This window comes from Paraburkholderia sp. J12 (genome assembly GCF_905220215.1).
In the GTDB taxonomy this organism is placed as follows: domain Bacteria; phylum Pseudomonadota; class Gammaproteobacteria; order Burkholderiales; family Burkholderiaceae; genus Paraburkholderia.
Genome location: NZ_CAJMZC010000001.1, coordinates 846,713 through 869,615, shown reverse-complemented (window position 1 = coordinate 869,615; position 22,903 = coordinate 846,713). Strand labels below are relative to the sequence as shown.

Below are 22,903 nucleotides of genomic sequence, written 5' to 3'. Positions count from 1 at the left end.
TTCGTGACAGCAGAGGTCTTGCCGGGGCAGTTAGCGGGCGTGAAGACGCCGGAAGTCGAGGCTGCGGGGAAAATTACCTGCCCGGGTCAGGCATGCACCTTAAAATGGGCTTTTTTCTCCGAAAATGGCAAGAAATCGCCAAAAATCTACCTCTCCGCGACCAAAATGTAACACAAACGGCCAAGTTAATAAAAGGGAGATATCAAATCACACCCAGCCCCACGATCCTGCTGGCTCCGGACGGCGCGCGGGATTTTCCGGGGACTGCCGGGCACAAAAATCCCCCTCCGACCCGAATACGGCCCCGTCAGCGGGTCGCCAGAATCCCGCCAAGGGGCTGGCATGGGTTCGGAGTGGCGGCGGCGCTGTGCCACGATTGGCGAAATAGAAATGATTCTGTAATATTTGTGCGTCGCACAAATCTCGGTCTGGCCACTTTCTCACTCCCAAAATGCATAAATTGCGCATTTTTTCGTGCAAAACAGGCAGATCAGGCCCTTCGCAATCCTAAACTTGGTCCAAAACCTTTAGCACGGCAGTCAGAGATCAGTTCTGCTGCTTGGACCATCTGACAATCGAGTATTGTGTTGAACCTTGCCTTACACCATCAGCCGCCTCATCATTCCGCGTTCACCCATAGCGCCAATCTCATCCATACGATCTCCGAGTAGCCATGTCCCTCTCCGGTGTCCTGAGCTCGCCGTCCCAGCGACGAAGCTTTCTGCTCTTATCCTGCTTACTGCTCGTAGGCGGCGTCCTCGGCATCCTCTTGATAGCCCTTTGGGCGCCAGGCACGGCCGTCTGGACCGCCGTGAACAGTCTATTTATTTCGGTCGTTGCAGGCGGTGTCTTTGCGCTCGCCTCGGGCCTATACCTTCTCTATTTCTTTGTCGATCCGAACGACCTCGCAGCGACCACTGTTTTGCTGCCGAAAGACATCGGTCAAGCGTTGGAGGACATCGCGAAGAAGGCGACCGATTATAAAATCTTCGTGCGGACGGGCAGGCATTTCCGGGCAGAAATTCTTCCGATTCTAGAGAAGCAAGCTCGCCAGAACCGACTCCCAATCCGAGTGGAAGTCGTCCTGCTCGACTTTCGCAGCGAAATTGTCTGCGACAAATACGCAACCTACCGCAAAGCATCATCGTTTGACCGGAAGTCTTGGGACACCCGCTATGTGCAACAAGAGGTGCTAGCGACCATCCTCAAACTCATCGAGGTCTCGCGAGAAAATCGCGGATTGGTTGACATCTATTTATTCCTCAGCCAACGCTTGTCAACTTTCCGCATCGAGGGCTCATCCGACGAAATGTTAGTCACACGCGAGGACCCGAAGGACACCGCTTCCCGCTATCTGCGTAGTCACCGCGATTTTGCCGCTTTCGTCAACGAGTTTGCCTGGGTACGCGATGAAGCATACCGCGTTACCCCAGAGGGTGATGGCGGATTACCGGCAACGCTTCTCGCAATGTTTGGCGAGAATGCCCTTATCGCAAGCTTGGAAGCGCAAGCTGTGCAAGCTATGAAATCCGCATCCCCCTATGCTCGCTGACATCGGCTTCCCTCTCGAATGGAACCGCGTTCGATCCGAGCCGCTGCCGACGCTTCGAGCCGCCGTGAAGACGTGGCTGGTGCGGGAGAATCCTGCTTGTCTGATTCACCCCCATGGTTTCTTCGTCGCGCTTCTCGGACGCACCGAGACGGAGGAGTGGCGCCTGCATTTCTGGCCCCATGGACCACGGGTAGTGACTGGGATGCCAGCCTTCATCCACACGCACAATTGCCACGTCGAAAGCCGAATCCTCAAAGGGCAGATCACCAATGTCTTATATAACGTGGCTGCGGCCCCGACTGGCGGCCGACCGCTCTATGAAGTTAACTACGGTGGCGATCGATACGCCGCAGCGACTTCGAACATCCTCCAGAAGACCGCCGCTCGCGTCCAAGCCACCATTCAGCGGCAGTGTACGCTGACGTGCGGTGACACGTACCACGTCGAACGCTATGCCTATCACGAAGCGGTGGTTTCAGATCGAGACGCCACATCAACGTTGGTCTGTATGCATGGACGCTCATCGGGTGCAGTGACAGTCGTGGGGCTGGATGGATATCCGGACACCGTCGCCTTCACACGAGCCGAGTACCGTGCGCTCGACTTCGCTGAATGGCTCTCGCTATGAGGATGTACTCCCGAGTGGCGCCGAACCCCATGATGGCGCACTCGACTGGCACCGCTGGGTAGCTCTAGCTCCCGCAGCGCGTAGGAGATCAGAACGCGCGCTGCGACCGGCCGGTTCTTAGACAAGCGACAGGTGGCCCGACGTGGATGAAAGGCAGTGAGGCCGTTGAAAACGGACATTATCTTCCCGGCGGCCTGATCACAGCAATGGGTCGGACTCGGCCGACCGCATCGGGTACCCGGCGAGAAAGTACGTTCCTAAGAAGCGTGCAATGCTGGTCGGGTGAGCTTGACTATCTCCGCTTCTTGACCAGTAAATATTGGTGAATTCCATATTCCTTTTTCAAAATCGCCCCCACTTTCTTTATCCATCCGATTCTGGATTCCTGCTGATTAGCGTTTATTTCTACCAGAACCGATTCAGGAAGCGTGCGTTTTAGATTGTCGGCTACGGCGTCGATTGACTGAATTTCTCCAGCGGAAGTGAGACTGTTTCTTCGAATCTGCGTCGCGAGGAAATCTGAGAGATTGATCGAAGAGCCGTCAAGGATGGTCGGTGAGTGAAAGGCAACGTCGTTCGCATGACTGGAATAGGAATAGTAATGTTCGTGCGATTCCACTTTGTCATGAGGCACGATGCAGATGTGGCCTTGCAAAAAAGGCATGTTCATGAGCACATCTGTGACAAGTTGCGAATGGAACACGAGACGTCTTTCGCTAAATCTCCAAAATGGACCGTCCTTCAGAAACTCCCAATGTGACTTGTCCCGAAGCAGCCGCAAGTACTCTGATTTCTCATACGTGGTGGGCGCTACATACATCGCGTAGCTTCTGTTTGCTTCGTCGTGCATGGCATAAAGCAAATTATGCTGAAGTTGTTCCGGTACTTTGGCATGTTTCGCGGGGCGCCGCAGCGGAAAGCACAGCGAGTACGGTTCCTCGCGCAGATGATTTTCCTTGCGAAACTTGCGGATGACGTTAAGGCCTTCATCCTCTTTTCCCTTGGCAATGGCCACTTTCTCCGTGCTAAGCAAACCAATGGGCGCTTTCGCCTGTAGATAGTATCGAGCCATGATGCCTTCATATTCGTGATCGGCACCCGTCATCGCCTCGTCAGATGGCTCAAGTTCAAATTCTCGTCCAAGCCCGGCCTCGAGAAGGCCGAAGTAAAAACCCAGTTTGATAGCAATTTGCTCTTCGGATAGCTCGAATGGGAACTTGAACTTATCCCGTCGGCTGGCGCGATTAGTGCTTTTAGAGTTTGTTGGCATTATCTTTCTTGGCGAATTGGTTACGGTCGGGATTATGTCTCAAGTTGACGCCTGGAAGCACGCTCTTCGGTAAACGGCCGCTTAGCGGGAATCTGAAGGACCGCTCCGGGTCAGATTATGCTCTTTGCGTGAGAGGTCGCGCCCGAGGCGATCACCGCACTCGGTTGTGGGGCGCCGGTCGGCCAGGAACTGACGTTCGACAATGTAGGCTGAATCGCCGACAATCTGGCGCATCTACCTATTTGCCGACGTTCTCGACGACATTGACCTTCCCAAATCTACCTACGGCGGTTGAGACGGACCGTTTGATCATCAGGTGCCCTCAACCTGGTGACGGTCGTAGTGTGTTCGATGCCACTGTCGACGCATTGGCGGACCTGAGGCGGTTCCCCGCGTCCTTGCCTTGGGCGCTCGAAACGCCATCGATCGAGACGTCTGAGTCGTTTTGCGTTGCGGGTTTCACAAACTTTCAAGCAAGAAACGATTTCCCGTTCTTGTTTATCGATAAGACGTCGCGCATCGTTGTGGGCTGCGGCGGTCTTCACCGGCCAAGATGGGCCGTTCCAGCTTTTGAACTCGGCTTCTGGGGAAGGTCGTCGCTTGTCGGGCGGGGTTTGTTCAGCGAAGCGGCCGATGCCTTGACAAACTATGCGTTTTGCAACTTCGACGCGAAGCGGGTTGAGGCAATCTGCGACGATTTGAACGCAGGGAGCATCCGAGTTTGTGAACGCATCGGGATGCAACTGGAGGGCGTGTTACGGCAGGAACGACGCGCTCCAGATGGTAGTTTGCGAAACACGCGAATCTATTCAAAACTAGCATGAATTCCCGCTCGGTTGGGCGAGAGTCGGCCACAACCCGCCGTTCAAATGCGTCGTCGATCAAACGTTCGGGCGTCGGCTGTGGCCCGCAACCGGCCTTCCGATTGTCGGTGACGAATACTCCGTCGTCGGCTGTAGCGGACGTTGAAGTGTCGGCCGCTGTCAGGCAAATGAGAGGCCCTTTGCCGCCGTTCGCGCCGTCGTAGCCTCGGATGTCAGGTGCCCATGCGAGTGAATGAGTGCTCGCAACATACAGCCATCGTCTGGGTTGCTGCGGCGGCTACGATCGCTCTTGGGTGCGGATTCAACCAGTCGATGCAACACAATCGAGCCTGCATTCTCCCGCATGGCACGGCGTGACGCAGACTTCGCAGGAATATCGCTGTGCCTGCGCAAAAATCACTCGACCCGATTTGATGCATTTGGCATAAAAGTCGGGCAAGACCTGATTTTTACTTTGCGCGCTGGTAGATCGCTGTCATTCTTACCGCCAACGTCATCGGCAACTTGGAGGATTTTCGGAAAGCCGACCTTTATGTCGGACTGGAAAGTGGGGGAAACAGTAGTGGCATAGCGATTATGCTGCGCCGAAACACGCGGTTCACGAATTTTTTGGAGCACGCTTTAAATTCATGTTCGGGGAGGGCGTATGCCGCGAAGCGCGCCAGTTGAGAAAACCGAGGAAAGTTCGACAAGTGGCGGTAGCGCGACGATGACAACGTTTAGCGAATACCAAGCGATGGTCGAGCGCACCAACGAACGCCCCTCCCGCGCAGTCTCACTAATGGGGCTCGTCGGTGAAGTCGGTGATCTTCACAGCATGATGAAGAAACTCCTCCTGCAAAAGGACAATCCCCTGTTTCGAACAGAGCTGCGAGAAGAGTTCGGCGATTTGCTCTGGTATCTGACAAGCCTTGCTTCTCTGTATGAAATCCCGTTGGAGGAGATCGCCAAAGCAAATGCCGAGAAGGCTGAGTCGCTGTATTCGGAAGGAACTGTCAACGTTTTCGATAGCGGATTTGCGCCAGATGAGAGGCTGCCTCGGCGCTTCGTTGTCAACTTCTACGAGAAACCTCTGGAGCGAAGCCTATACGTCAAGGTTTCCGTCAATGACGTCGTCATCGGTGATGCACTAACCGACAATTCACACGAGGACGATGGCTATCGCTATCACGATGTATTTCATCTCGCGTATGCGGCCGTACTCGGGTGGTCTCCCGTCTGCCGATCGTTACTCAAGTGCAAACGCAAGTCGAACGCCAAGATTGACGAAGTGGAAGATGGAGCGCGCGCCGCTGTAATTGAGGAGGCTGTCTCAATTCTTGTTTTCAATCAGGCGGAAGAGCGAGGATGGTATGTAGACCGGAGTTCTATTGACATCGGACTGCTCAAGACCATTCGCAGGATGGTAACTGGCCTGGAAGTGCGCTCGTGTACAGCAAAGCAGTGGCAGCAAGCGATTTGCCAAGGTTACGCAGTGTTCCGGGAACTAAAGAAAAACGGCGGTGGCGATGTGACTGTTGACTTGGATAAGCAACGCATTACATATCGTGCGTCATCTCCTGCAAAAGGGATATCTTCGATCACAAAGGGGCGACGAGCATGACAATTCCCGTCGTTGATGGTCTTACGGCACTCGAAGCTTGGCGCGCGGGTTGTTGTCTCCTACTTGACGCACGGGGCGAAGTCAGCAATCTAATTACTATTGTGGATCAGCCGTGCGAAGGAGATGGCGATTGGTTGAAGCAACATTCGCCTGCTCGTATAAAAGCGGGCGCTGATGACGCCTGCGACGTCGCCAATACGTTGTTTCCGCAGCGGACCTGCGACCGAGCAGCGACGCGATCGGAGTTCTATACCCGCTACCTGCAAGTCCATGACCGCGCCCGTAGATGGCAACGTGGGCGCCACGCATGGGGCACGTACTTCGAGCGTCTCGTGCGGTTTCCGCCGGACGGCGTCAACCAGCTAGAGCGGGCAATCGACAAGCTGAGCACATGGCCGCAGCGGAACACCACCGGTTTAGTATTTCACCTTTCGTCTCCAGCGGTAGATGCCCCCCGCACGAGAGGGGGGCCTTGCTGGCAGTTTGGAGAAATTCTTTGGAACGCCGACGATTCTTTGGACCTTGTCGTGGTATACCGGAACCATGACTTCTTCAACAAAGTGCTGGGTAATTTCATCGGATTGGGCAGGCTACTTCGCTTCATATGCGCGGCCTCGAACAAGCAGCCGGGAAAGCTTGTCTGCCATTCGGTTCATGCTTACTATGACTGCTCTCAGCAGCAGCTTCGTTCACTGATTCAATGACGTCCGCCGATGATAAGGCGACCAAGTTCCTCGACTTGGTCAACCGTGTAACCGCGTGCCAGAAATGCCCGCGGATGACGGGGAGCGCGCGCGTTCTCGGACCCGGATGCGGTCCTCTTGACGCGCCGCTTATGTTTGTTGGTGAGGCGCCCGGGCGACTTGGGGCCGATGGGTCGCACTTGCCCTTTCACGGGGACAAATCCGGGCACAACTTTGAGAGCCTCATCGAACAGGTAGGAATCAGCCGATACGAAGTGTTCGTGACTAATGCAGTGTTGTGCAACCCCAAAGATGGACGTGGCAACAATGCTACGCCTACGCCTGTCGAGATCGCAAACTGCGCACCCTTTCTGAGGGAAACGATCGAGTTAGTCGATCCTTCACTTGTAGTTACGCTTGGTGCTGTGGCGCTCAAGGCGTGCGGCCTACTCCAAGCGCACGCACTGTCGCTCCGCGAGCACGTTAGAACGAACAACGCGTGGTTGCGCCGGTCCCTGATACCTGTGTATCACCCGGGGCAAAGAGCCATGGTTCACCGCAGTTTCGCAAATCAGCTAAGTGACTACCAGTTCGTCGCAGAGACTCTGAGGAGGCGAAAGAGGCAGCGTAAGAAATCGGTCGGCAGTAAGCCACGGGCTGATGCCGCAAAGCTCGGACACGTTGCTCGCCGGATATTGCAGAGTAAGCCAGAAGGGCTTAGTTACTTTGCGCTTCATAAGTTGTGTTTCCTGGCGGAACTGGCATCACTTGAGGCAACCGGGGAACGTCTTACGAATGCGTACGTTGTCCGGCAAAAGGACGGTCCATATTTTGTAGACTTGCACTTGGCAAAGCTGCCGCAATTGGTTCCGGGAGTCATGGTTCGGCCCGTCGGCAGCAAGGTCATGCTTGGGCTTGCTAGTCAGGTTGATTTTCTTTCGAAGGAGCCCACTCAGACCCTGTCTGCCCATGATGAAGCAGCGGTAAAGGCGGTCGTAGCGAAGTATGGTTACATGCGTGACGAAGAACTTAAGAGGGTCGTCTACCTGAGCAAATACATGCGCGCTCTACTCCGAAAGGAGAAATCGAACGGCGCAAATTTTTATAACGCCGCCGTGCTGCCGTTTGTGATGAAAGATTCGCGTTAGTCCACACCCGTTAAGTCCTAGTAGCTATGAGCAAAGTATGAGACTGGGTGGGACGCATACGGTGTTCGATCGGCTTCTGTAAATCAGAAGTCGCCGTTGAATCACTCAAGTCTGGATGGCCTAATGGGTCGAGAGTACGCATCCGAACGCGGTGAAAACTGACATTCGTGGTCGTGCGGGTGAGGATGGCAGAAGAGCGATCTGAAGCTGCCTTACGAACGGCGGCATCTTAACGTCCGCAATGGCCGACGACCTGCCGATGGATACGCCGCACAAATGGCGTTCCCGTTCGCAACCGGTCACAGCCCTCGCGTTGCGTCGAAAGGCAGTTCCGGGTCGGGCTGCGACCTTCCTGCGGCGCCGAGTGCCGAGACGGTATCGTCGGTCGGAGTCGGCCAACAAGCGACTTTCGCCGCGATCGTAGGCCCGACGTTTGGATGTTGGCTCCATATCAGTTACCGGTCAGTTGCGCATCGATTATGCCGGTCGGATCACCTGTCGGTACGAATGCTCTTTAGTCAATCGTTCGATAGTTGGCTTCAGTTAGCTCAATTTACCTATAGGCTCTAGCGCAGATCGAGGTCGCGTTTGAGACCACATTATTCTTCGGCCTCGTCCAACTCCTCGCTTTTGCGCCAGTAAGCGTAATTAAACAGCGCGTCCAGTTCAGTGAAATCGTGGAGGCCTAGTTCGTCCCGCACCTGTGCGGCCTTCTCGCAGAACGAAGCATAGATGTCTGGGCCGACGGTTCTTTTCGTTGGTTTCAGTGGGAAGTCGGTGATGTTCGCCTTCCTCAATCCGGACACCGCGTTTTGGTTCATCACGGCGAATTTATCGTTATCGATCGCGTGAAGGATTTCTGTGATTACATTCACCCCCGCACGGTCGACATCTAGGAAGTGCTCGTGCAACAAACGATAGGCCTTCGACGACTCACCCGGAATGCTTTTGGAGATGCTGGCTAATCCCAGCAGAAATGAACCGGCGCTCTTCGCGATGACGTTCTTGCCTCGGTGCAGTCCGCCGGAATGGAAGCAACTGATCAGATCCTCATATCGAACCACAAAATCTTCCGGCTCAAGGCGCCGACTCGTCGCGAGATCCTGAATTATTTCACGGGCTCTTTCCCGACACGCTCGCCGGACTTGAATCTGAGAAGCAAAGCCGGACTCGGACACGTCAGCTTTCATTTCGGCAAGAATTTCCCTCAGCGTGAGTATCTGGGTGCCTGCGTCATTGATCGCGCGATTAAAGCGCTTGTCCGCGACGAAGTGATGCGCGTGATACAAGGTATGCCTCTGCGCATAATCGTCGATCAGTGGTTTGCTTGCAGGGACCAGTTCACGTTCTTCGATCAGCCCATCGAAGTACTGGCTCAATGTGTTCATCAACTGGCCACTGGGATCGTCCACGACCGTTGATGCCTCGTAGTTGCCTGCAAAGCCGCCCGACGTGAGATTAGCAGAGCCGGTGACCACTGCGCACCCCGAGTCGAAAGCAAAAGCATATACCTTGGGGTGAAAGGTATAGCGGGACACGCTGATAAAAAGCTGTAACCGTTTTGTCTTTTCAAGCGAGAGCAACTTGTAAAGCAAATCAGGGGAAGTTTGGTAGAAATCCAGACCGACTGCGAATCGCGCCTCGAGCCCATTGGACAGGGCCGCCTCCAGTCCGCCGATGATGTGCGCGAGACCAGATGAATTCGCGAAAGCCACCATGCAATCAAACCGAGTGGCGCGCGAAAAAAGCTCTGCCAGTTCGTCGCCGTGACCACTTTCCGAGTTGAACAGCAGGCGTACACTATGTCCTGTCATCAGTCGTTCTTTCATAGAGAATTTTCGAGGGAGTTCACCCGCCGCGATCGAAAATCGCATCGCACGTGATATTAGTTCGGAACGGACATTGTGTGAACCTGACCTTGCTAGACTTGCCGTGTTGCCCGCATTGATCAGCGACCGTTGTACCTTGGAAGCTGCTGTTAAACTAGCGCCGCATCCAAGGGCCGAGTTGGGTCGGTTTCGGCCAACTGCATCGGATTGAGGTTGGTTAGTTCCAGTCGATCGACCGCCGCGGATAACTCTCAGGCAATGCGACTGCAGCGGTATCCTTTTATTGCACGACCTTCAGAATGGTAGGGTGCGAAACGCCGTAGTCCTTCGCCAGCCCGCGAGCCGTTGCTCCCGCAGCCAGTTTCCGTCGAATTTCGTCCTTCTGTTTGTCACTCAACGCTGCGCGCCGCCCGAACTTCTTGCCCTCGGCCCTCGCGCGGGCAAGCCCGGCATTCGTGCGCTCGATAAGCAGGTCGCGCTCAAACTGCGATACAGCGGCGAGCACGGTCATATGTAGTTTGCCGGACGCACTGGTCAAGTCAACGCCCTTCAGCGCGAGACAATGGACGTGAACCCCCATCTCGGCCAGCCGCTCGACTGTCGCGAGCACGTCCATCGTGTTCCGGCCCAACCGATCCAGTTTGGTTACGACGAGGATGTCTCCCTCATCGAGCCGGTCTAGCAGTTTGGAGAAGCCGGGGCGTTCGGCAGCCGGGACGCTGCCCGAGATGGTTTCCTCGACGGTATGGCGTGGCAGAACTATAAACCCGGCCGTACGGGCTTCCAGCAACTGATTTTCGGTAGTTTGCTCCGCCGTGGAGACGCGGGCGTACAGGAACGTGCGAGACATCGGCAACCCCGGTAATTAATGGTGGTAGCCAGGATGCCAGGTAATCAATTGGTTTACAAGATATTTTTTACCGCTGGCGCACCAGCTTTCAGGACAGTAATAATACGGTCGATTCTTTTCCATTCCGTTGGCGGCCCTGGGCTATCCCGCTCCCCCTAAATGGTCGCGCTTGAAATTTGTCCGTCCGCCCCCAAGTCGCATTCATTGTCAGCCTTAAGCGTGCTGGCCGTTCGCCAGCGACTTCATAAGGATGGAAACAAATGAAAGAACCTGGACTCGATGGACGTCATCGCAACGAAGACGGTCGCATTCGACAGAAGCGCAGCGACACGGAAAACAAGAATCTTCCGAGGCCCATTCCCGGTTTCCCGCCCAACGCAACGCTTGAACAGATGCGGCGTGAAACCGGGAAGACGAGCGAGAAGGATATTCGCGACGCGGTCAAGCCCAAAAAATGACCAACGCTCGTACTTTTGACCGTTCGAATGTATTGCTCGCCAAGGCACTGGAGTCCGCAGGTGACAACAAACAACGCTGCAGAAAAGACCGCCACTCAACGAAGCAGCACTCACACTGTTCGTGAAATAGTGACCGCGCTTAATCGCGCAGATTTGAGGACGGCCGACTACGCGTATCTTGTTGCCCGCGTCGGCGAGCTAATCAAGGGCATTCCAATGCGGGCGGCTAGCGTCCGACCGGGAACAACGCTGTATCGCGGGGTCATCTACAAAGAAAAACCGGGCAACGTTAGCTACCTGAGTTACCCACCGGCTCATCTTGTAAAAAACTATCAACGATGCAATGGTCCGGGGAGCCCGATGTTCTATTGCAGTGTTGATAGCGCGGCCGTGTTCGCCGAGCTTGATGCGCAACCAGGTGACAAAGTCTACCTGTCGAAGTGGATTATCAATAAAGAGTTCTTTTTCTTCCGCATCCCTCCGGACACATCGGATGCGATAAAGGACGATGCGGCATTCTCTAAGATCGAAACCTTCTTCGAAACGCGGTTCGCCCAGCCGATTCACGAAACGTATTCGGAGCAGTACAAACTGACCGCGGCGATAACCGAGAAGTTTTCAACGGGCAATCTCATCGGTGACGCTGCCTCCATCAATGGTAGAGTTCTTGGCGCGGTGGCATACCGATCTGTGGCGCATACGCCGCGGTCAGACAACGTTGCAATCCGCCCATCGGTAGTAGATCAGTGCTTGCAACTGACCAATGTCCGTGAGGTTGAGGTGGTTGGCAGAGAGGGAGAATCGCGGACCGTTCGTGAAACGGACTTCAGCGCGAACTTTGAAGATGGCAAGATCAATTGGGCTGGGCGACCCGGTCACTGGACTGTTGAGCCGGGGGGAAGCCTTCAATTTGCCGTCGAGAACGGCGAGTGGGTGGCTCGATCTGCGGACGGGACCGTCGTTGATCGAACCTAGGTATGATTAGCGAAGACCACGAACATGGCAGACCAACCAACGTGGTGGAAATACGTCGTTGACTGCGCGCAGATTGCGTCCGCCATCGGGACGTGCGGTGCAGTCATCGTTTCGCTTTGGCTTGCCAATCGAAAGCCCAAGCCTGAACTTCGGCTGACAGTCGAGCTAAAAATTCTGCTCGGCGGAGGATTGCCCGGGCCGCCGTGGCCAGAATTTCTATGCATTACTGTGGTCAATCTGGGCAACACGCCCGCGACCGTGGAAGGCTTCTCGTGGAAGCCATCGCGCCGCGCAAAGGTTGCTGGCTATCAAAATGTGGATTCTCCGGCGCAGTATGCGCAGAATCCGCGCTTACCGGCGACTTTACAGCACGGACAAAGTGTCACTTTCTTTATCGAGGCGGGTCGGAATGCCGGCTGGTTTAAGCTAGTCGAACAAGATGGATTCTTTAACGAAATCTTGTCGAGTCGGCATCGGCTGGAAAAATTGCGTCTGCATGCCTTCACCAGTGTCGGGGCAGTCGCCAAGGCTAAGCCAGTTCCCGATGTTCTAGATCGCTTATGGGCGGCAATGCAAGCAAACAAAACACGCATCGCCCCCTGATCTATGTTAATTGTCTGTAACGGCTAGACGGCATGCGATTGGGGAAGATGGAGCGCAGTCGTTGCAACCATTACGGAAGTGCACTATCAGAATCACTTCTGATCGTCGGCAACAACGAGCGCAACCTGGCGGTGAGATTTCGGACCGCTTGATAGTCCGTACTTGAATAGATGTTCGGAGGAGCAATACCACCTGTCGCCAACGGCCGCGGCATCATCTCGGTGTGATACTTGGGCGTGGAATATCTTCCAGCCCAAAGGAGAAATGTTTCCAGTCGCTCGCATAATGCTGCCTCTGATGGGCTGAGTTGGACGCCCGCCAGTTGCGCGATATCGCGAAGGTTATGGCTCATAAGGCGCTTCGTGATCGCCCGATCCTTCGCCTTGACTGACGCCGACACGGTTTGATCGGTAAGTGCGATACCTTTCAGCAAAACTTCGACCGCGAGCGCGCCGAGCATGAGTGCGTTATGGCCGACCCGAGGAATGTAGGTAACGGGCGGCGGCGGATTCGCCGTCATTCCGCGCACCATATCGGCCAGATCGCTTTCCGCAACCTGCGCAACGATGTCGAACGAGCGCATCAAGGAATCCGCGTCAAGAGCCCAAACCACAGGCTCCGCTCGCAAAAATTCAAACTGCTGCTCCCAGTATTTTTCTTTCGAACTTGACATTCACTACCTCTCGGCCTCAGATTCCGATTCGTCATTCGCAGCCAGTCCTGCAGCCTGCATCATCGCAGCAGTAGCCGTCTCCATCGCATTGCGAACCGGCTCCATCCAAAGCCGTGCATAGATTGCCGTCGTCTGCGTCGACTTGTGATTCAGCGACCGGCCGATCACCGACAGGTTCGCTCCTGTGCCCGCCTGCCACGATCCCATCGTACGGCGGAGATCATGCAGCCGTAAATCGGCAATACCCGCCTTGTCTAGAATGGTCTTCCACGCTTTCTTCGGCGCGACCAGATGCCCCGTTTCGCCGGAGCCGGGAAACACAAACGGCGACTCCGCGTATGCGGCCGACTTCTTTCGAGCCTCCAGCACCGCAACCGCGTCTGGCACAAGAGGAACCGACTGCGGCGTACCATTTTTCGTATCAGGGATGCGCCATTCCGCCCGCTCCAGATTCACCTGATCCCAGCGCATCGCCAATACATTGCTGCGTCGCGCACCGGTCAGAAGGCTCATCAGTATGTAATCGCGCATCGTCGTGTTCGGGTAATCCATCAGGTGCTCAAAGAATTTCGGCAGTTCATCCGGTTGGAGGAAGCGGTCGCGGCTCACCTCACTATGCTTGCGAATGCCGTGGCAGGGGTTGATCTGGCTCCAGATTCCCCATTCGATAGCCTTGCCGAAAACGCTGCTAACCAGCGCGAGCACGCGGTTTGCCATGACTTTATGTTCTTTGCTGATCTTGGCAAACAATTGAGCAACGGTAGCTTTCGTGATCTCCGAGAGCTGACGCGAGGCGAGATTCATGCCGTCGACGTTGTTCGAAAGGTATTTGTCAAATTTCTGCTTATCTTCGGCAGCCGTCTTTTTGTGTGGTAGGGCATGGTTTTTGTAATACTGGTCGAACAGGTCTCCAAAGGTCATCTCGGCGCGGCGCACACGCTTGAGTTCTGCCGGGTTCGTGCCGTTCGCGATATCGGCGTTGAGGTTCGTCGCTGCCGCACGAGCCTTATCGACGGTCAGGTCAGGATATCGCCCGATCTTGATCCGCTCTGGCTTACGGTTGACTTTCCGGTATAGGACAAACGTCTTGATGCCGGACGAACCGACACCGATTGCCAGACCACTCACCTTCGTATCGTAGTAGTACTTCCAGCCCTTCTCCGGCCGCGGAAGCGCCTCTATTGCTGCTTTCGTGAAGTTCAGGGAATTCCGTCCCGCCCGCGCTGTTTGTTCGTCCGCCATTGCTACCCCTTTGCTACCATGTGTGTCGTTTTTGGCCGATGCAAGAAATCTGGATTTTGAAAATTCTACATGAAATCAAAGAATTAAAATTTTCTTCGATTGCTGTGATCGTAGAAAATGGCAGGGTGACGTGCTTTGGGATCAGAGGGTCGTAGGTTCGAATCCTATCGCTCCGACCATCAATATGCTTGATTTACAAGGATTTCCCCGTAAATCAAGGGCTTGCGGACTGTAGTGCTGGTGTACCTGACAAGTGTACCTGGTGCTATAGTCCGGAGCCATGTCATTGCCCCCCAATACCCAAAAGCGCGGCAACACGTATTTCTTCCGCCGCAAAATCCCCGTAGACCTGATCTCGCGCTATCCCCGCAAGGTGATGTTAGTGTCCCTTGGTACGTCCGACTATGAGACGGCCAAGACGCGTGCTGCCGAGATGACAGCCAAGACGAACCGTGAGTTTGCCGAGCTACGCGGCGTCAAGTCTGACGGATGGAAGCCGCCGGAGAACTTCTACCTGTCCCGCGAGGAGCTTGAGAACGCGGAGGGATGGCAGCGGGAATACGCGACTAACCGGGACCATCACAAGGCAGTGGATCGCGCGCTCCGCGAGGCCCGCAAGACAACGGACAAACTTCTAGCGGCGTCTGGGCTCCCAAACACTGAACAACTAGCTCTGGCACGGGTGGTCGCTGAATCCAGCGCGGGGAGCGCTGCTACGCCACCCAAGGCGGACAAATCCGTGCCACTCCGGCGGCAAGTCACGCGGCTCGACGCGTCTCCCGAGGCATGGAATCTTCGTCATGCCGTGCCGTCATGGATTCGGCGCAACTCTCCTAAACCGGCATCTGTAGGGCATGCCAACCGGGCTATAGACCTGTTTGAGCAAGCGTGTGGGGTTGTCCGGCTCCGGGAGCTAACGAAAGCGCACGGCGCAAAGTTCGTCGCATTCCTACTTGAACCCGGCGCGCACAAGTTCAAAGCCAAGACGGCGGGGAACTATGCGGCCCTTATCACGGCCATCCTTAACGTCGCGGTCAAGGACGACGTGATAGAGCGGAACCCGCTAGACCTCAGTTTCGACAAGTCCCGAGGCGCGGAGACACGGGAGCCTTGGACGGAGGGAGATCTTAAGATCATCTTCGGGCATGTGTTGTTCTCCAATGCCATAGACGCCGTGCCTGAGTGGAACGGTATCAAACCCGTGGACGCCCGCGCTTTGTTGCTGATGCTGCTGCATACCGGGGCGCGCATTGGCGAGATTGCACAGCTACGGCGGAGAGATTTCGTGGTCCGGGAAGGCGTTACCGCCATTCGCATCACTGCCGAGGCCGGAACGGTCAAGACGAAGGAGTCAGAGAGGGTTGTGCCGCTTGCAGATCACCTTCTAGCTGACCCATGGTTTGGTTCGTGGTTGGCGAAGGTCATGGATGGGACGCGCCCGGAGGATGCCGCATTGGCGTCCACGGCAGGGCGCAAGCGTGGTGCGTCAGATGCGGCTAGTAAGTGGTTCAAGGCGTTTCGGGAGACAGTGGGATTGCCTGCTGGCCGCTTGAATGGCACGCATAAATTCCGACACTGGATACGCTCCGCGCTTGCTGCCAAGGACGTAGGGATCGAGACGGCGGACGCGATTACAGGTCATGCCGCGCAAGGTTCATCGGGCCGCGTTAGCTACACGTCTGTTTCTCTGCCTACCATGCTGGCGGCGTTGAATCGCTTGACGTATCCGAGGGTGTCCGGCGTCTAGTTCATGCCACTACACGATTGATTGTTCACGCGCGCGGCAATACCAGCGTTTGTTTGGGTAGGCCGCAAAGGCTGCGGGCGAACGTGGAGGCAGTTGTGTGTGTAAGGGCGCTATCTCAAATATGGGCCGCCTGAGAGGCGGTATCCTTCAATTACCGTACACGTCTACGAGGCCAACGTGCGACATGATGAAATTTATGCCGAAATCCGCGAACTGAACCGGAGCCTCATGCGGAACAGATAGCAATGAGGGAGGGCGGTATTGTCCCGTACCTTCTATGGAACCCGTTTGTTCACGCAGCAGCGTTCTTCGTCGTGGTTTTGCTGTGCGCCAAATTCATCGTGCCGTGGGTGTGCCGGTAGCTGTACATATATTGGGCTACGCGTTACGCGCACGCGCGCACAACGCGCCTAGACTTGCCGGCGCGATTCGGAGGTTTTTTTGGACTTAGGGATATTTCAACTTAGACCTGATGGAGTCCCGAAGTTTAGTCCGCGAAATTGAAATCCCCCCCGGTAGGTGGTGCGCTTTCCGAGGCATTTCTGCGGCTTGCGCATTGCTTCATGTTGAGGTGGCGAATGCTGCGTGGCGGTAGGCCAGAAGATAAGCGAGTGGCTTGTAGGGCCTGTTATTGATTGTTGGCGCAACGAGGTTAGGGAGTATGGCGCGGAGGGACCAAAAAAGACAGCGGGCTGAGGAATGGTTGCAATGGCATCGAGAGGATTGGGGAGGCGCGGAGATGCCGGTCGATCCGCCAGCCGCCGTCAAAACAGGGGCGGCTAACCGATTGACGAAGATCGCCGTATAGCAATGGCTGGAGCGACCATTCGCGGGTTTGCCAGGAGTGCTGATTGCGGCAGCCAGCCTAGAGCAGCAGTGGTCCGTACAGAAGCGCATAGCTGAACGGAAAGCATGGCGTGAGCACCTTGCCCGGAAATCCCCGCCGGAAAAGGCCGAGTGGCCGAAGGGAGCGAGCGCGCGAAATCACACGTACTGGAAATGGATGGAGTTGCGCACGAACGCGCATATATGGCTGGCGGAGATGGCGGTGCAAGCCGCCGCGCGGCAGGTCCGAGCATGGGCGCGGGAGGCTGCTATCGGGGTCGATACTCACCCATGGGCGCAGCGCGAGGATATTCGGGCTGGGTGGCGCGTGCAGGAGAATCGTTGGCGGGAGGCGTCCGTGTGGCGAAGTATCGTCTACGCGTGCTGGAGGGATACCCGACCGGGCATAGCAGCTTGGCCGGTTTGGATGCAGCCGCAGACAGGCGGGAAGAAGGGTAAGCCGCGCGAGTTGCCGAGGGTCGATGAGCCGCGCGACAGTAAGCACCCGCAAGGTCGTAACAGGCGATTGCGGCAGGTGTTTGAGGGGCTACCGACACGCCCCGACCAAGAGATGGCGGTACGGGTGATGACGCTGGCGACGGGGGGCGTGCCGGACTGGATGATGCCCCGGCAAGTGGACCCGCCGAAGCGACCCGGAAGGCCAAGAAAAGTGACGTGAAAAATTTGCGGAAAGTTGGGCGAATGCGAGTCGATGAAATTGGCTGGAAGCCCCGCATCACGTCGAAAATAATTCGCCGTGAATCGTATAGACGGTAAGGCGGGGCGTGGCGCAGACACCGACCCCGGATTGGGGTCAATAGGGTATACCTGATTGAGCCGCCCGTCAGTCGAAAAAGTGGTGGCTCAATAGCATTGATTGTTCGTGAGCTAGCGGCTAGTATTGAGCCGTTGAATCAAGTGAGCTAGCGAACCATGCGGAAACTCTACTACGGTCGCATTTCCACTACGGACGGCCAGTCAGCCGCCAGCCAGTACGCTGACGCTAAGGCGCACGGCGTGAGCGAGAAAGACGTGTTCGTTGACGAAGGTGTGAGCGGCTATCACGTCGCGCCGGACCAACGGCAGCAGTGGCAGCGCGTCGAGCATGATTTGCGCCACGGTGGGCTGCTGATCGTGCGCTGGCTGGACCGGATCAGCCGGCGATACGATGAACTGCACCGGACCATGCGCCGCCTGATGGATATGGGTGTACGCGTCGAATGCACGCTCAACGGTATGACGTTTGACGGCGGAGCCACGGACCCGATTGAGAAGGCGACCCGCGATGCTGTGTTGGCGTTCATGGCAGCACAGGGCGAAGCGGATTACAAGAACCGCGCCGAAATGCAGCGCCGTGGTGTGGCGATTGCCAAGGCCGATGGGAAATACACAGGCCGTCGGCGCGCCGCCGACTACGCGGAAATCAAAGGCTGGCGGGCCGAGAACGGCGCGACCATTGCGCAGACGGCAGAGCACTTCGACGTAAGCAGCGCGACTGTCAAACGGGCTTGCGCTGAATAGTGCTTCGCAAACGGCTGCGATGCCGAACTCAAACCCAAACCGAGACCACATACTATGGTGATTCCACTAGCAGCGGCTGCCACTGCCACGCCCCCGGTCAGCCATGTAGCAAGCTCCGCCGCCGTTGTGACATCAGCCTTTGTACCAGTTGCGTCAGCCACGGATCTATCAGCAATACTCAAACCGTTCACGCCAGACGCTTTTGCAAACGGCTTTGCGACTTTGATTGGTGCGCTTTTGGGGGCAATGCTTGCCTATGTGCTTCAACGTCGATTCCAAAGCAACGTCGAGCGAAAAAATGCCAACGTTGCAGCACATCGTCTGATGTTCGCGCTGTTGCAACAAACAAATACGATCATCTTGATTCAGAGGGATTATGTCTTCCCCGAACTCAAGAATCGTGGGCGCTTCCTATCCATTCCCGCATCGGCACCATTTGATCTCGGAAGGAACACTCTTCAGTCGTCTGACCTTTCGTTCTTGCTAGACGACAAGGCGGGGCGAAGTATTCTGCACTGTTTCTATATGGCGCAGGAGAACTACATCGAAACACTGACTCACTGGAACGCGCGTTCAACGTTGCATCTCGAAAAAGCGCAACCGGCACTCGCTGCGTCGGGGTTCGTTAGCGGGGCCGATGTCACCGAAAAGCAGATCGAGCATGCGCTTGGTACACATGTCTATGGAGCGCTGGTTAACGTGACCGACAGTTGCATTCTTTCGCTGCAACGTACCTTTCGATTGCTAACCGATGCCAAGAACAAAACCCGTGCGTATCTTGTTGGCCGCTTCGGTAGCGACGACTTCATCGATTTCGATACCCCTGACGTTTACGGACTTGATGACGAGTCGGGCGAGAGCAACGTGCAAGTCAAGATGACACTCTCCGTGCATAGCCCGACTGGCGTTCAAGTGGAGGCCCCGTAGACTGAGGGGCAGCAGCGCTGCCTCTGCTAGAATCCGACTAGACGTCTAGGTACACTTCGCCGTAACTGGCGGGTGCTGCGGAACGCTAAATATTTGATTTGTCGGGGATTTTTGGTTGTTTCGAATCCTATCGCTCCGACCAATGGAATCAAGGGGTTACGTGAGTTTCACGTAACCCCTTTTTCTTTGCTGGTCGCACGACGAAGACCCAGTTTCAGGGGGCGCCGGCGCCAGATAGACGGTCATTTCCTTTTTGCGTATCCTCGGTGACGTTGCACGTCGGCGGGAAAAATATAAAGGAGAGAATGCAGTGGACCGAGCTACATTCGCGCAGCGCCAGGCCGACATGACATCGAACTGGTACGAAGGGGTAAAGCGTCGTGAGGGCGACGTAGATGCCTACATCGCCAGGCGGCAGGATGCGTACCTTGATCGCTGGCGCGAAGCTGGCCGTTTCATACAGGACGGCGCAACGGTGCTCGATGTCGGCGGCGGCAATCTCTATTCAGCGCTCATCGAGTATTTGAAGGGGCGCCGCTTCGACTATCACTATCTGGATGTCGATCAGTCCGCAGTCGAGGGTTCTCGCGCGCTTGCCGTCACACACGGCTTCCCTGCCGACCGGTTCGCGTCCGGCTTCAACGACTGCTTCTCATTCCCCGATTCCATCTTCGACGCGATTTTCTCGTCGCATTGCATCGAACATAGCTTCGATCTGTCCAGCACCTTTCGCGAACTGAACCGCATCCTCAAGCCGGGCGGAAATCTGCTGATGGCCGTGCCGTTCGGCTGGGAGGAAAACCCCGAGCACCCTTACTTCTTCGGGCCGAACCATTGGATAGCGCTTGTTGAGGACGCTGGTTTCGAAATCCGCGTGGCGCAGGTTGGTCGCGAGTACCCTGAGACCGGCCACGACTTCTTCATCGCCGCCCGGAAGGTGGGCGCGCCGCTCTCAAACTGGCGTATTGAACCGGCGGCTTACCAGAAGGAGTCGTTCCGGTTCGTGGCACACGACGATTCGGTCGTGCGCTACCAGGGCGACTATTCACTGACAACAGCAAAGGACGGTTCGCACCTGCGCGGTAGCGATTGGGCCATTCGCGTGAATTTACCGGGCGCGGTCGAAGTGCTGCCGATCTTCCGCAACCACGGCTGGTCGGGGATCGTGCAGATAACAGGGGGCGGCCAGATATCGCACCACGATCTGTTCTCGTGGTTCCCCACCGTACAGCCCGCGCGGCATCTGCTCACTGCGCCGCGGGAGAGGGACCGCACGCTGACAATCCAGCCGTGCGGAAAGAACCCGTCGAGCCGCGCGACGGAAGCGGTGGTCTACGGGTTCATGTATCGCTGATGCACTAAGCCCCGAGTTACCGCGTCAGTGCCGCCTTCGGGCAGTTCGCCACATATGCCCGGTCGTGCGCATCGATCTCCTGACGCGTCTCCCGCGTATCGCTCGCCGAGGCCGATAACGGTTTGACCCACGCGCACGAGTCGTTGATGACCTTCACGACCGGAGCGGGAGGCGTAGGCGTTGGGCACATCGATGCGCCGCCGCCGAGCAACGCGACGCCCAGAAGAATGAGACTTGCGCGCATGGTTAGTCCTTCCGAAGTTCGTCCATCACCGACAGGTCGGCATTGACCTGATCACCGGTCATGCCGGCTGCCGCCTGCTGGGCCGCCGCGTTCTCGACCGCCTGCGTCGTCTGCGCTGCCGTCTTGGCATCCGCCTGGGCGTTGGCAGCCTACATCTGGGAAACCTGCTGTTGGGCTTGCGCGACGCTGGCCTGCGCCTCGACCACTTTCGCGGCGGCGCCCTTGTGGGTGACGATGCCCCACAGGACGCCACCAGCAACGCCGGCCGCACCGATCAGATAGGGAACGAGCGGGGAAAGCAGGGAGAGGATTGCGGCGATCATGCTGCCTCCATGTCGAGGGTCGATAGGTGGTGCGCCTCGATGATCGAGCAGATCTTCGCGGCGTATTGCGGGTCGGTCGCGTAGCCTGCGCGCGCCGCCGCAGCGGCGAACTTCTCGCCGTCCGTCGTCGCGAACGCGGGCTTGTAGCGCGGGTTGTCGATCAGGAGCCGCGCGTGGTCCTCGATCGAGGAAAGCCAATCCGGATACGCGCGAAACTTCGCGAAGATGGTCTCCGTTTTGCCGTCCAGTACCTCGTGCGTCATCTGCATCGTTGTCGGCCCCGTCCAGCTCGAATCTGCCTTGACGCCGAAGAGATTGTGGCCGGGGCGTGTAGCAGAAGCGGGAAACGCTGGCGCGAGCAGTGCGAACGCATCCGACATTTCCACTGGCTTGAAGGCTTCCGAAAGCGGTGCAGCCTCAAGTGGCACTGACGCGAAGACGCACACGCTCGGAGTAGCCGCTGTGACAATTGTTGATGTTTATCGCGTGGTCGCGTGCGGGAAGATTCGGAAACCTGGCATTGTGGCTAATGGGACCGGCGAATATGGTGAATCGGCCTGATTGCCACTGCTGTCGTCCTTAATCTGAAAATTTAAAAATATGTATTCCTTATAAAATGAGGGTGCATAAGGCACCTTGTGTTGGGATTTAATAGGGACTGCAATTTTTTTCGGAAGACGTTTGTCGCAAAACGGCTGCGTTTGTCACTTGTTCACAATATTGCGTTCCCGTTTCCAGTAACGTTGCTCCGTCCATAAGAAGCATCAGGGAAGAACGGGGTCGTGCGTAACATGCGCAACGGGGCAAATGAGATTACGGACCGCGCCATTCAGCGCGAAGCGGCATCGTACGGCGTACGTTTTGCTCAGGCTGGCGTATGCGAAGCACGGCATCCGCTGTGGCGTCGCTTGACCGCTCGTCTCATGAGCGTGGTGATGTATTTCGCCCCGGCTGTGCTGCTTGCCGATCAGACGGCACACGCCGCGCCCATCGTCGATCCGCATGCCCCGATCACCTTCCAGCCGACCCTCACGCAGAGCGGCGGGGGCGTACCGGTCATCAATATTCCGGCGCCCAATGCGCAGGGCCTGTCCGTCTCGCAGTTCCAGAGCCTTTCAGCGGGATCCGAGGGGCTGATCTTCAACAACAGCCTCGTGGCCGGCACGTCCCTCACCGGTGGGGCAGTTGGCGCCAACCCGAACCTGTCGGGACGCACGGCGTCGACGATTCTTGCCGAGGTCACCTCCACGGGCAGCCAGTACGTCTCCGTGATCGCCGGGCCGCTCTTGGTATTGGGACGCCTGGCGTGTCTACAGGGGTGTCCGTATCTAAACCGTTGCCGCTCGGAGGGAGCCAATGAACCTCCGGACATGGATTCAGTTTGTCGTTATCGCGACCTTCATCTTTGTTGTAGCGAGTTTCGTTAGGTCCTGCAACGCGGATCCCACGCAAGGCCAGTTATTCGATACGTTGTCGGTATTGCGTGCGGACATGGATCAGGTCATGCGCTCAGGAGGCCGAGTCATCAGCTACGACAACAACAGCAAAACGACGTTTGCAAGAGTGTATTTGCTTCTTACTGTCGATGCAGAGAGTCAACCACAAGAACTTTCAAGAAAATTCA

22 protein-coding genes are annotated in these 22,903 nt (G+C 56.4%); 14 read left to right on the top strand and 8 right to left on the bottom strand.

Annotated features, from left to right (window positions below):
* The first annotated feature begins 673 nt into the window (after window positions 1-673).
* Together U5760_RS04035 and U5760_RS04030 are read left to right on the top strand one after the other, a co-directional pair.
* Window positions 674-1,552, top strand: a complete 879-nt coding sequence (locus U5760_RS04035) for a hypothetical protein (protein WP_322009748.1) — start codon at window positions 674-676, stop codon at window positions 1,550-1,552.
* Window positions 1,542-2,180: a hypothetical protein gene (locus tag U5760_RS04030; protein WP_322009746.1), complete on the top strand. Its 639-nt coding sequence runs from the start codon at window positions 1,542-1,544 to the stop codon at window positions 2,178-2,180. The genes U5760_RS04035 and U5760_RS04030 overlap by 11 nt, the downstream gene beginning before the upstream one ends.
* Window positions 2,181-2,472: 292 nt before the next feature.
* Here U5760_RS04030 and U5760_RS04025 read toward each other — a convergent pair whose 3' ends face one another.
* A complete protein-coding gene (locus U5760_RS04025) occupies window positions 2,473-3,450 on the bottom strand; it encodes a hypothetical protein (protein WP_322009744.1) in 978 nt (325 codons plus the stop codon).
* A 128-nt stretch (window positions 3,451-3,578) separates the two neighbouring features.
* Here U5760_RS04025 and U5760_RS31625 point away from each other — a divergent pair, with 128 nt between their 5' ends.
* The 4 genes from U5760_RS31625 (at window position 3,579) to U5760_RS31620 (ending at window position 7,708) form a co-directional block, all read left to right on the top strand.
* Window positions 3,579-4,274, top strand: coding sequence for a GNAT family N-acetyltransferase (locus U5760_RS31625; protein WP_415914042.1), 696 nt, complete (start codon window positions 3,579-3,581; stop codon window positions 4,272-4,274).
* 709 nt (window positions 4,275-4,983) lie between these two features.
* Window positions 4,984-5,877, top strand: coding sequence for a nucleoside triphosphate pyrophosphohydrolase family protein (locus tag U5760_RS04020; RefSeq protein ID WP_322009742.1), 894 nt, complete (start codon window positions 4,984-4,986; stop codon window positions 5,875-5,877).
* Window positions 5,874-6,581 carry a hypothetical protein gene (locus U5760_RS04015; protein WP_322009740.1) on the top strand — a complete coding sequence of 236 codons (708 nt, stop codon included), beginning with the start codon at window positions 5,874-5,876 and terminating at the stop codon, window positions 6,579-6,581. The genes U5760_RS04020 and U5760_RS04015 overlap by 4 nt, the downstream gene beginning before the upstream one ends.
* Window positions 6,578-7,708 carry a uracil-DNA glycosylase family protein gene (locus U5760_RS31620; RefSeq protein WP_415914029.1) on the top strand — a complete coding sequence of 377 codons (1,131 nt, stop codon included), beginning with the start codon at window positions 6,578-6,580 and terminating at the stop codon, window positions 7,706-7,708. The genes U5760_RS04015 and U5760_RS31620 overlap by 4 nt, the downstream gene beginning before the upstream one ends.
* 599 nt (window positions 7,709-8,307) lie before the next feature.
* Here U5760_RS31620 and U5760_RS04000 read toward each other — a convergent pair.
* Together U5760_RS04000 and U5760_RS03995 are read right to left on the bottom strand one after the other, a co-directional pair.
* On the bottom strand, window positions 8,308-9,537 hold the full coding sequence (locus U5760_RS04000) for a phospholipase D family protein (protein ID WP_322009739.1): 1,230 nt from the start codon (window positions 9,535-9,537) through the stop codon (window positions 8,308-8,310).
* A 280-nt stretch (window positions 9,538-9,817) separates the two neighbouring features.
* On the bottom strand, window positions 9,818-10,387 hold the full coding sequence (locus tag U5760_RS03995; RefSeq protein WP_322009738.1) for a recombinase family protein: 570 nt from the start codon (window positions 10,385-10,387) through the stop codon (window positions 9,818-9,820).
* 260 nt (window positions 10,388-10,647) lie between these two features.
* On the opposite strand from U5760_RS03995, the gene U5760_RS03990 reads away from it, so the two are divergent.
* From U5760_RS03990 to U5760_RS03980, 3 genes are read left to right on the top strand one after another with little or no spacing between them, the layout of a single operon-like run.
* Window positions 10,648-10,845, top strand: a complete 198-nt coding sequence (locus U5760_RS03990; protein WP_322009737.1) for a hypothetical protein — start codon at window positions 10,648-10,650, stop codon at window positions 10,843-10,845.
* Between the two features lie 60 nt (window positions 10,846-10,905).
* Window positions 10,906-11,820 carry a hypothetical protein gene (locus U5760_RS03985; RefSeq protein WP_322009734.1) on the top strand — a complete coding sequence of 305 codons (915 nt, stop codon included), beginning with the start codon at window positions 10,906-10,908 and terminating at the stop codon, window positions 11,818-11,820.
* A 24-nt stretch (window positions 11,821-11,844) separates the two neighbouring features.
* Complete coding sequence (locus U5760_RS03980) at window positions 11,845-12,423, top strand: hypothetical protein (RefSeq protein WP_322009733.1); 579 nt, start codon at window positions 11,845-11,847, stop codon at window positions 12,421-12,423.
* 70 nt (window positions 12,424-12,493) lie between these two features.
* Here the strand turns inward: U5760_RS03980 and U5760_RS03975 are convergent, their stop codons facing one another.
* Both U5760_RS03975 and U5760_RS03970 read right to left on the bottom strand, forming a co-directional pair.
* The gene (locus U5760_RS03975) at window positions 12,494-13,096 is read right to left on the bottom strand and encodes a hypothetical protein (RefSeq protein ID WP_322009732.1); all 603 of its coding nucleotides are present in this window, start codon (window positions 13,094-13,096) and stop codon (window positions 12,494-12,496) included.
* A 3-nt stretch (window positions 13,097-13,099) separates the two neighbouring features.
* On the bottom strand, window positions 13,100-14,338 hold the full coding sequence (locus tag U5760_RS03970) for a tyrosine-type recombinase/integrase (protein WP_322009731.1): 1,239 nt from the start codon (window positions 14,336-14,338) through the stop codon (window positions 13,100-13,102).
* A gap of 280 nt (window positions 14,339-14,618) precedes the next feature.
* On the opposite strand from U5760_RS03970, the gene U5760_RS03965 reads away from it, so the two are divergent.
* The 4 genes from U5760_RS03965 (at window position 14,619) to U5760_RS03950 (ending at window position 20,712) form a co-directional block, all read left to right on the top strand.
* Window positions 14,619-16,085, top strand: a complete 1,467-nt coding sequence (locus tag U5760_RS03965) for a DUF6538 domain-containing protein (RefSeq protein ID WP_322009730.1) — start codon at window positions 14,619-14,621, stop codon at window positions 16,083-16,085.
* Between the two features lie 1,758 nt (window positions 16,086-17,843).
* Entirely contained in the window at window positions 17,844-18,431 is a 588-nt protein-coding gene (locus U5760_RS03960) for a recombinase family protein (RefSeq protein ID WP_322009729.1), read from the top strand.
* A gap of 54 nt (window positions 18,432-18,485) precedes the next feature.
* Window positions 18,486-19,358, top strand: coding sequence for a hypothetical protein (locus U5760_RS03955; RefSeq protein WP_322009727.1), 873 nt, complete (start codon window positions 18,486-18,488; stop codon window positions 19,356-19,358).
* Between the two features lie 310 nt (window positions 19,359-19,668).
* Window positions 19,669-20,712 (top strand): class I SAM-dependent methyltransferase, encoded by a 1,044-nt coding sequence (locus U5760_RS03950; RefSeq protein ID WP_322009726.1) that lies wholly within the window; start codon window positions 19,669-19,671, stop codon window positions 20,710-20,712.
* A 16-nt stretch (window positions 20,713-20,728) separates the two neighbouring features.
* On the opposite strand, the gene U5760_RS03945 is transcribed toward U5760_RS03950, so the two are convergent.
* The 3 genes from U5760_RS03945 to U5760_RS03935 all read right to left on the bottom strand — a co-directional run bounded on the left by U5760_RS03945 (window position 20,729) and on the right by U5760_RS03935 (window position 21,659).
* Entirely contained in the window at window positions 20,729-20,956 is a 228-nt protein-coding gene (locus tag U5760_RS03945) for a hypothetical protein (protein WP_322009725.1), read from the bottom strand.
* Between the two features lie 149 nt (window positions 20,957-21,105).
* The gene (locus U5760_RS03940) at window positions 21,106-21,279 is read right to left on the bottom strand and encodes a hypothetical protein (RefSeq protein ID WP_322009724.1); all 174 of its coding nucleotides are present in this window, start codon (window positions 21,277-21,279) and stop codon (window positions 21,106-21,108) included.
* Window positions 21,276-21,659, bottom strand: coding sequence for a glycoside hydrolase family 73 protein (locus U5760_RS03935; protein WP_322009723.1), 384 nt, complete (start codon window positions 21,657-21,659; stop codon window positions 21,276-21,278). The genes U5760_RS03940 and U5760_RS03935 overlap by 4 nt, the downstream gene beginning before the upstream one ends.
* Before the next feature lie 402 nt (window positions 21,660-22,061).
* Here U5760_RS03935 and U5760_RS03930 point away from each other — a divergent pair, with 402 nt between their 5' ends.
* Window positions 22,062-22,706, top strand: coding sequence for a hypothetical protein (locus U5760_RS03930; protein WP_415914028.1), 645 nt, complete (start codon window positions 22,062-22,064; stop codon window positions 22,704-22,706).
* Window positions 22,707-22,903: the final 197 nt, after the last annotated feature.

Bases quoted from the DNA above. Each gene is read 5' to 3' on its own strand.
- U5760_RS03975 (WP_322009732.1), bottom strand. From the start codon at position 13,096: ATGTCAAGTTCGAAAGAAAAATACTGGGAGCAGCAGTTTGAATTTTTG.
- U5760_RS04020 (WP_322009742.1), top strand. From the start codon at position 4,984: ATGACAACGTTTAGCGAATACCAAGCGATGGTCGAGCGCACCAACGAA.
- U5760_RS03995 (WP_322009738.1), bottom strand. From the start codon at position 10,387: ATGTCTCGCACGTTCCTGTACGCCCGCGTCTCCACGGCGGAGCAAACT.
- U5760_RS03980 (WP_322009733.1), top strand. From the start codon at position 11,845: ATGGCAGACCAACCAACGTGGTGGAAATACGTCGTTGACTGCGCGCAG.
- U5760_RS04030 (WP_322009746.1), top strand. From the start codon at position 1,542: ATGCTCGCTGACATCGGCTTCCCTCTCGAATGGAACCGCGTTCGATCC.
- U5760_RS04000 (WP_322009739.1), bottom strand. From the start codon at position 9,537: ATGAAAGAACGACTGATGACAGGACATAGTGTACGCCTGCTGTTCAAC.
- U5760_RS31620 (WP_415914029.1), top strand. From the start codon at position 6,578: ATGACGTCCGCCGATGATAAGGCGACCAAGTTCCTCGACTTGGTCAAC.
- U5760_RS04025 (WP_322009744.1), bottom strand. From the start codon at position 3,450: ATGCCAACAAACTCTAAAAGCACTAATCGCGCCAGCCGACGGGATAAG.
- U5760_RS03970 (WP_322009731.1), bottom strand. From the start codon at position 14,338: ATGGCGGACGAACAAACAGCGCGGGCGGGACGGAATTCCCTGAACTTC.
- U5760_RS03935 (WP_322009723.1), bottom strand. From the start codon at position 21,659: ATGTCGGATGCGTTCGCACTGCTCGCGCCAGCGTTTCCCGCTTCTGCT.
- U5760_RS03990 (WP_322009737.1), top strand. From the start codon at position 10,648: ATGAAAGAACCTGGACTCGATGGACGTCATCGCAACGAAGACGGTCGC.
- U5760_RS03955 (WP_322009727.1), top strand. From the start codon at position 18,486: ATGGTGATTCCACTAGCAGCGGCTGCCACTGCCACGCCCCCGGTCAGC.
- U5760_RS03940 (WP_322009724.1), bottom strand. From the start codon at position 21,279: ATGATCGCCGCAATCCTCTCCCTGCTTTCCCCGCTCGTTCCCTATCTG.
- U5760_RS04035 (WP_322009748.1), top strand. From the start codon at position 674: ATGTCCCTCTCCGGTGTCCTGAGCTCGCCGTCCCAGCGACGAAGCTTT.
- U5760_RS03945 (WP_322009725.1), bottom strand. From the start codon at position 20,956: ATGCGCGCAAGTCTCATTCTTCTGGGCGTCGCGTTGCTCGGCGGCGGC.
- U5760_RS03960 (WP_322009729.1), top strand. From the start codon at position 17,844: ATGCGGAAACTCTACTACGGTCGCATTTCCACTACGGACGGCCAGTCA.
- U5760_RS03965 (WP_322009730.1), top strand. From the start codon at position 14,619: ATGTCATTGCCCCCCAATACCCAAAAGCGCGGCAACACGTATTTCTTC.
- U5760_RS04015 (WP_322009740.1), top strand. From the start codon at position 5,874: ATGACAATTCCCGTCGTTGATGGTCTTACGGCACTCGAAGCTTGGCGC.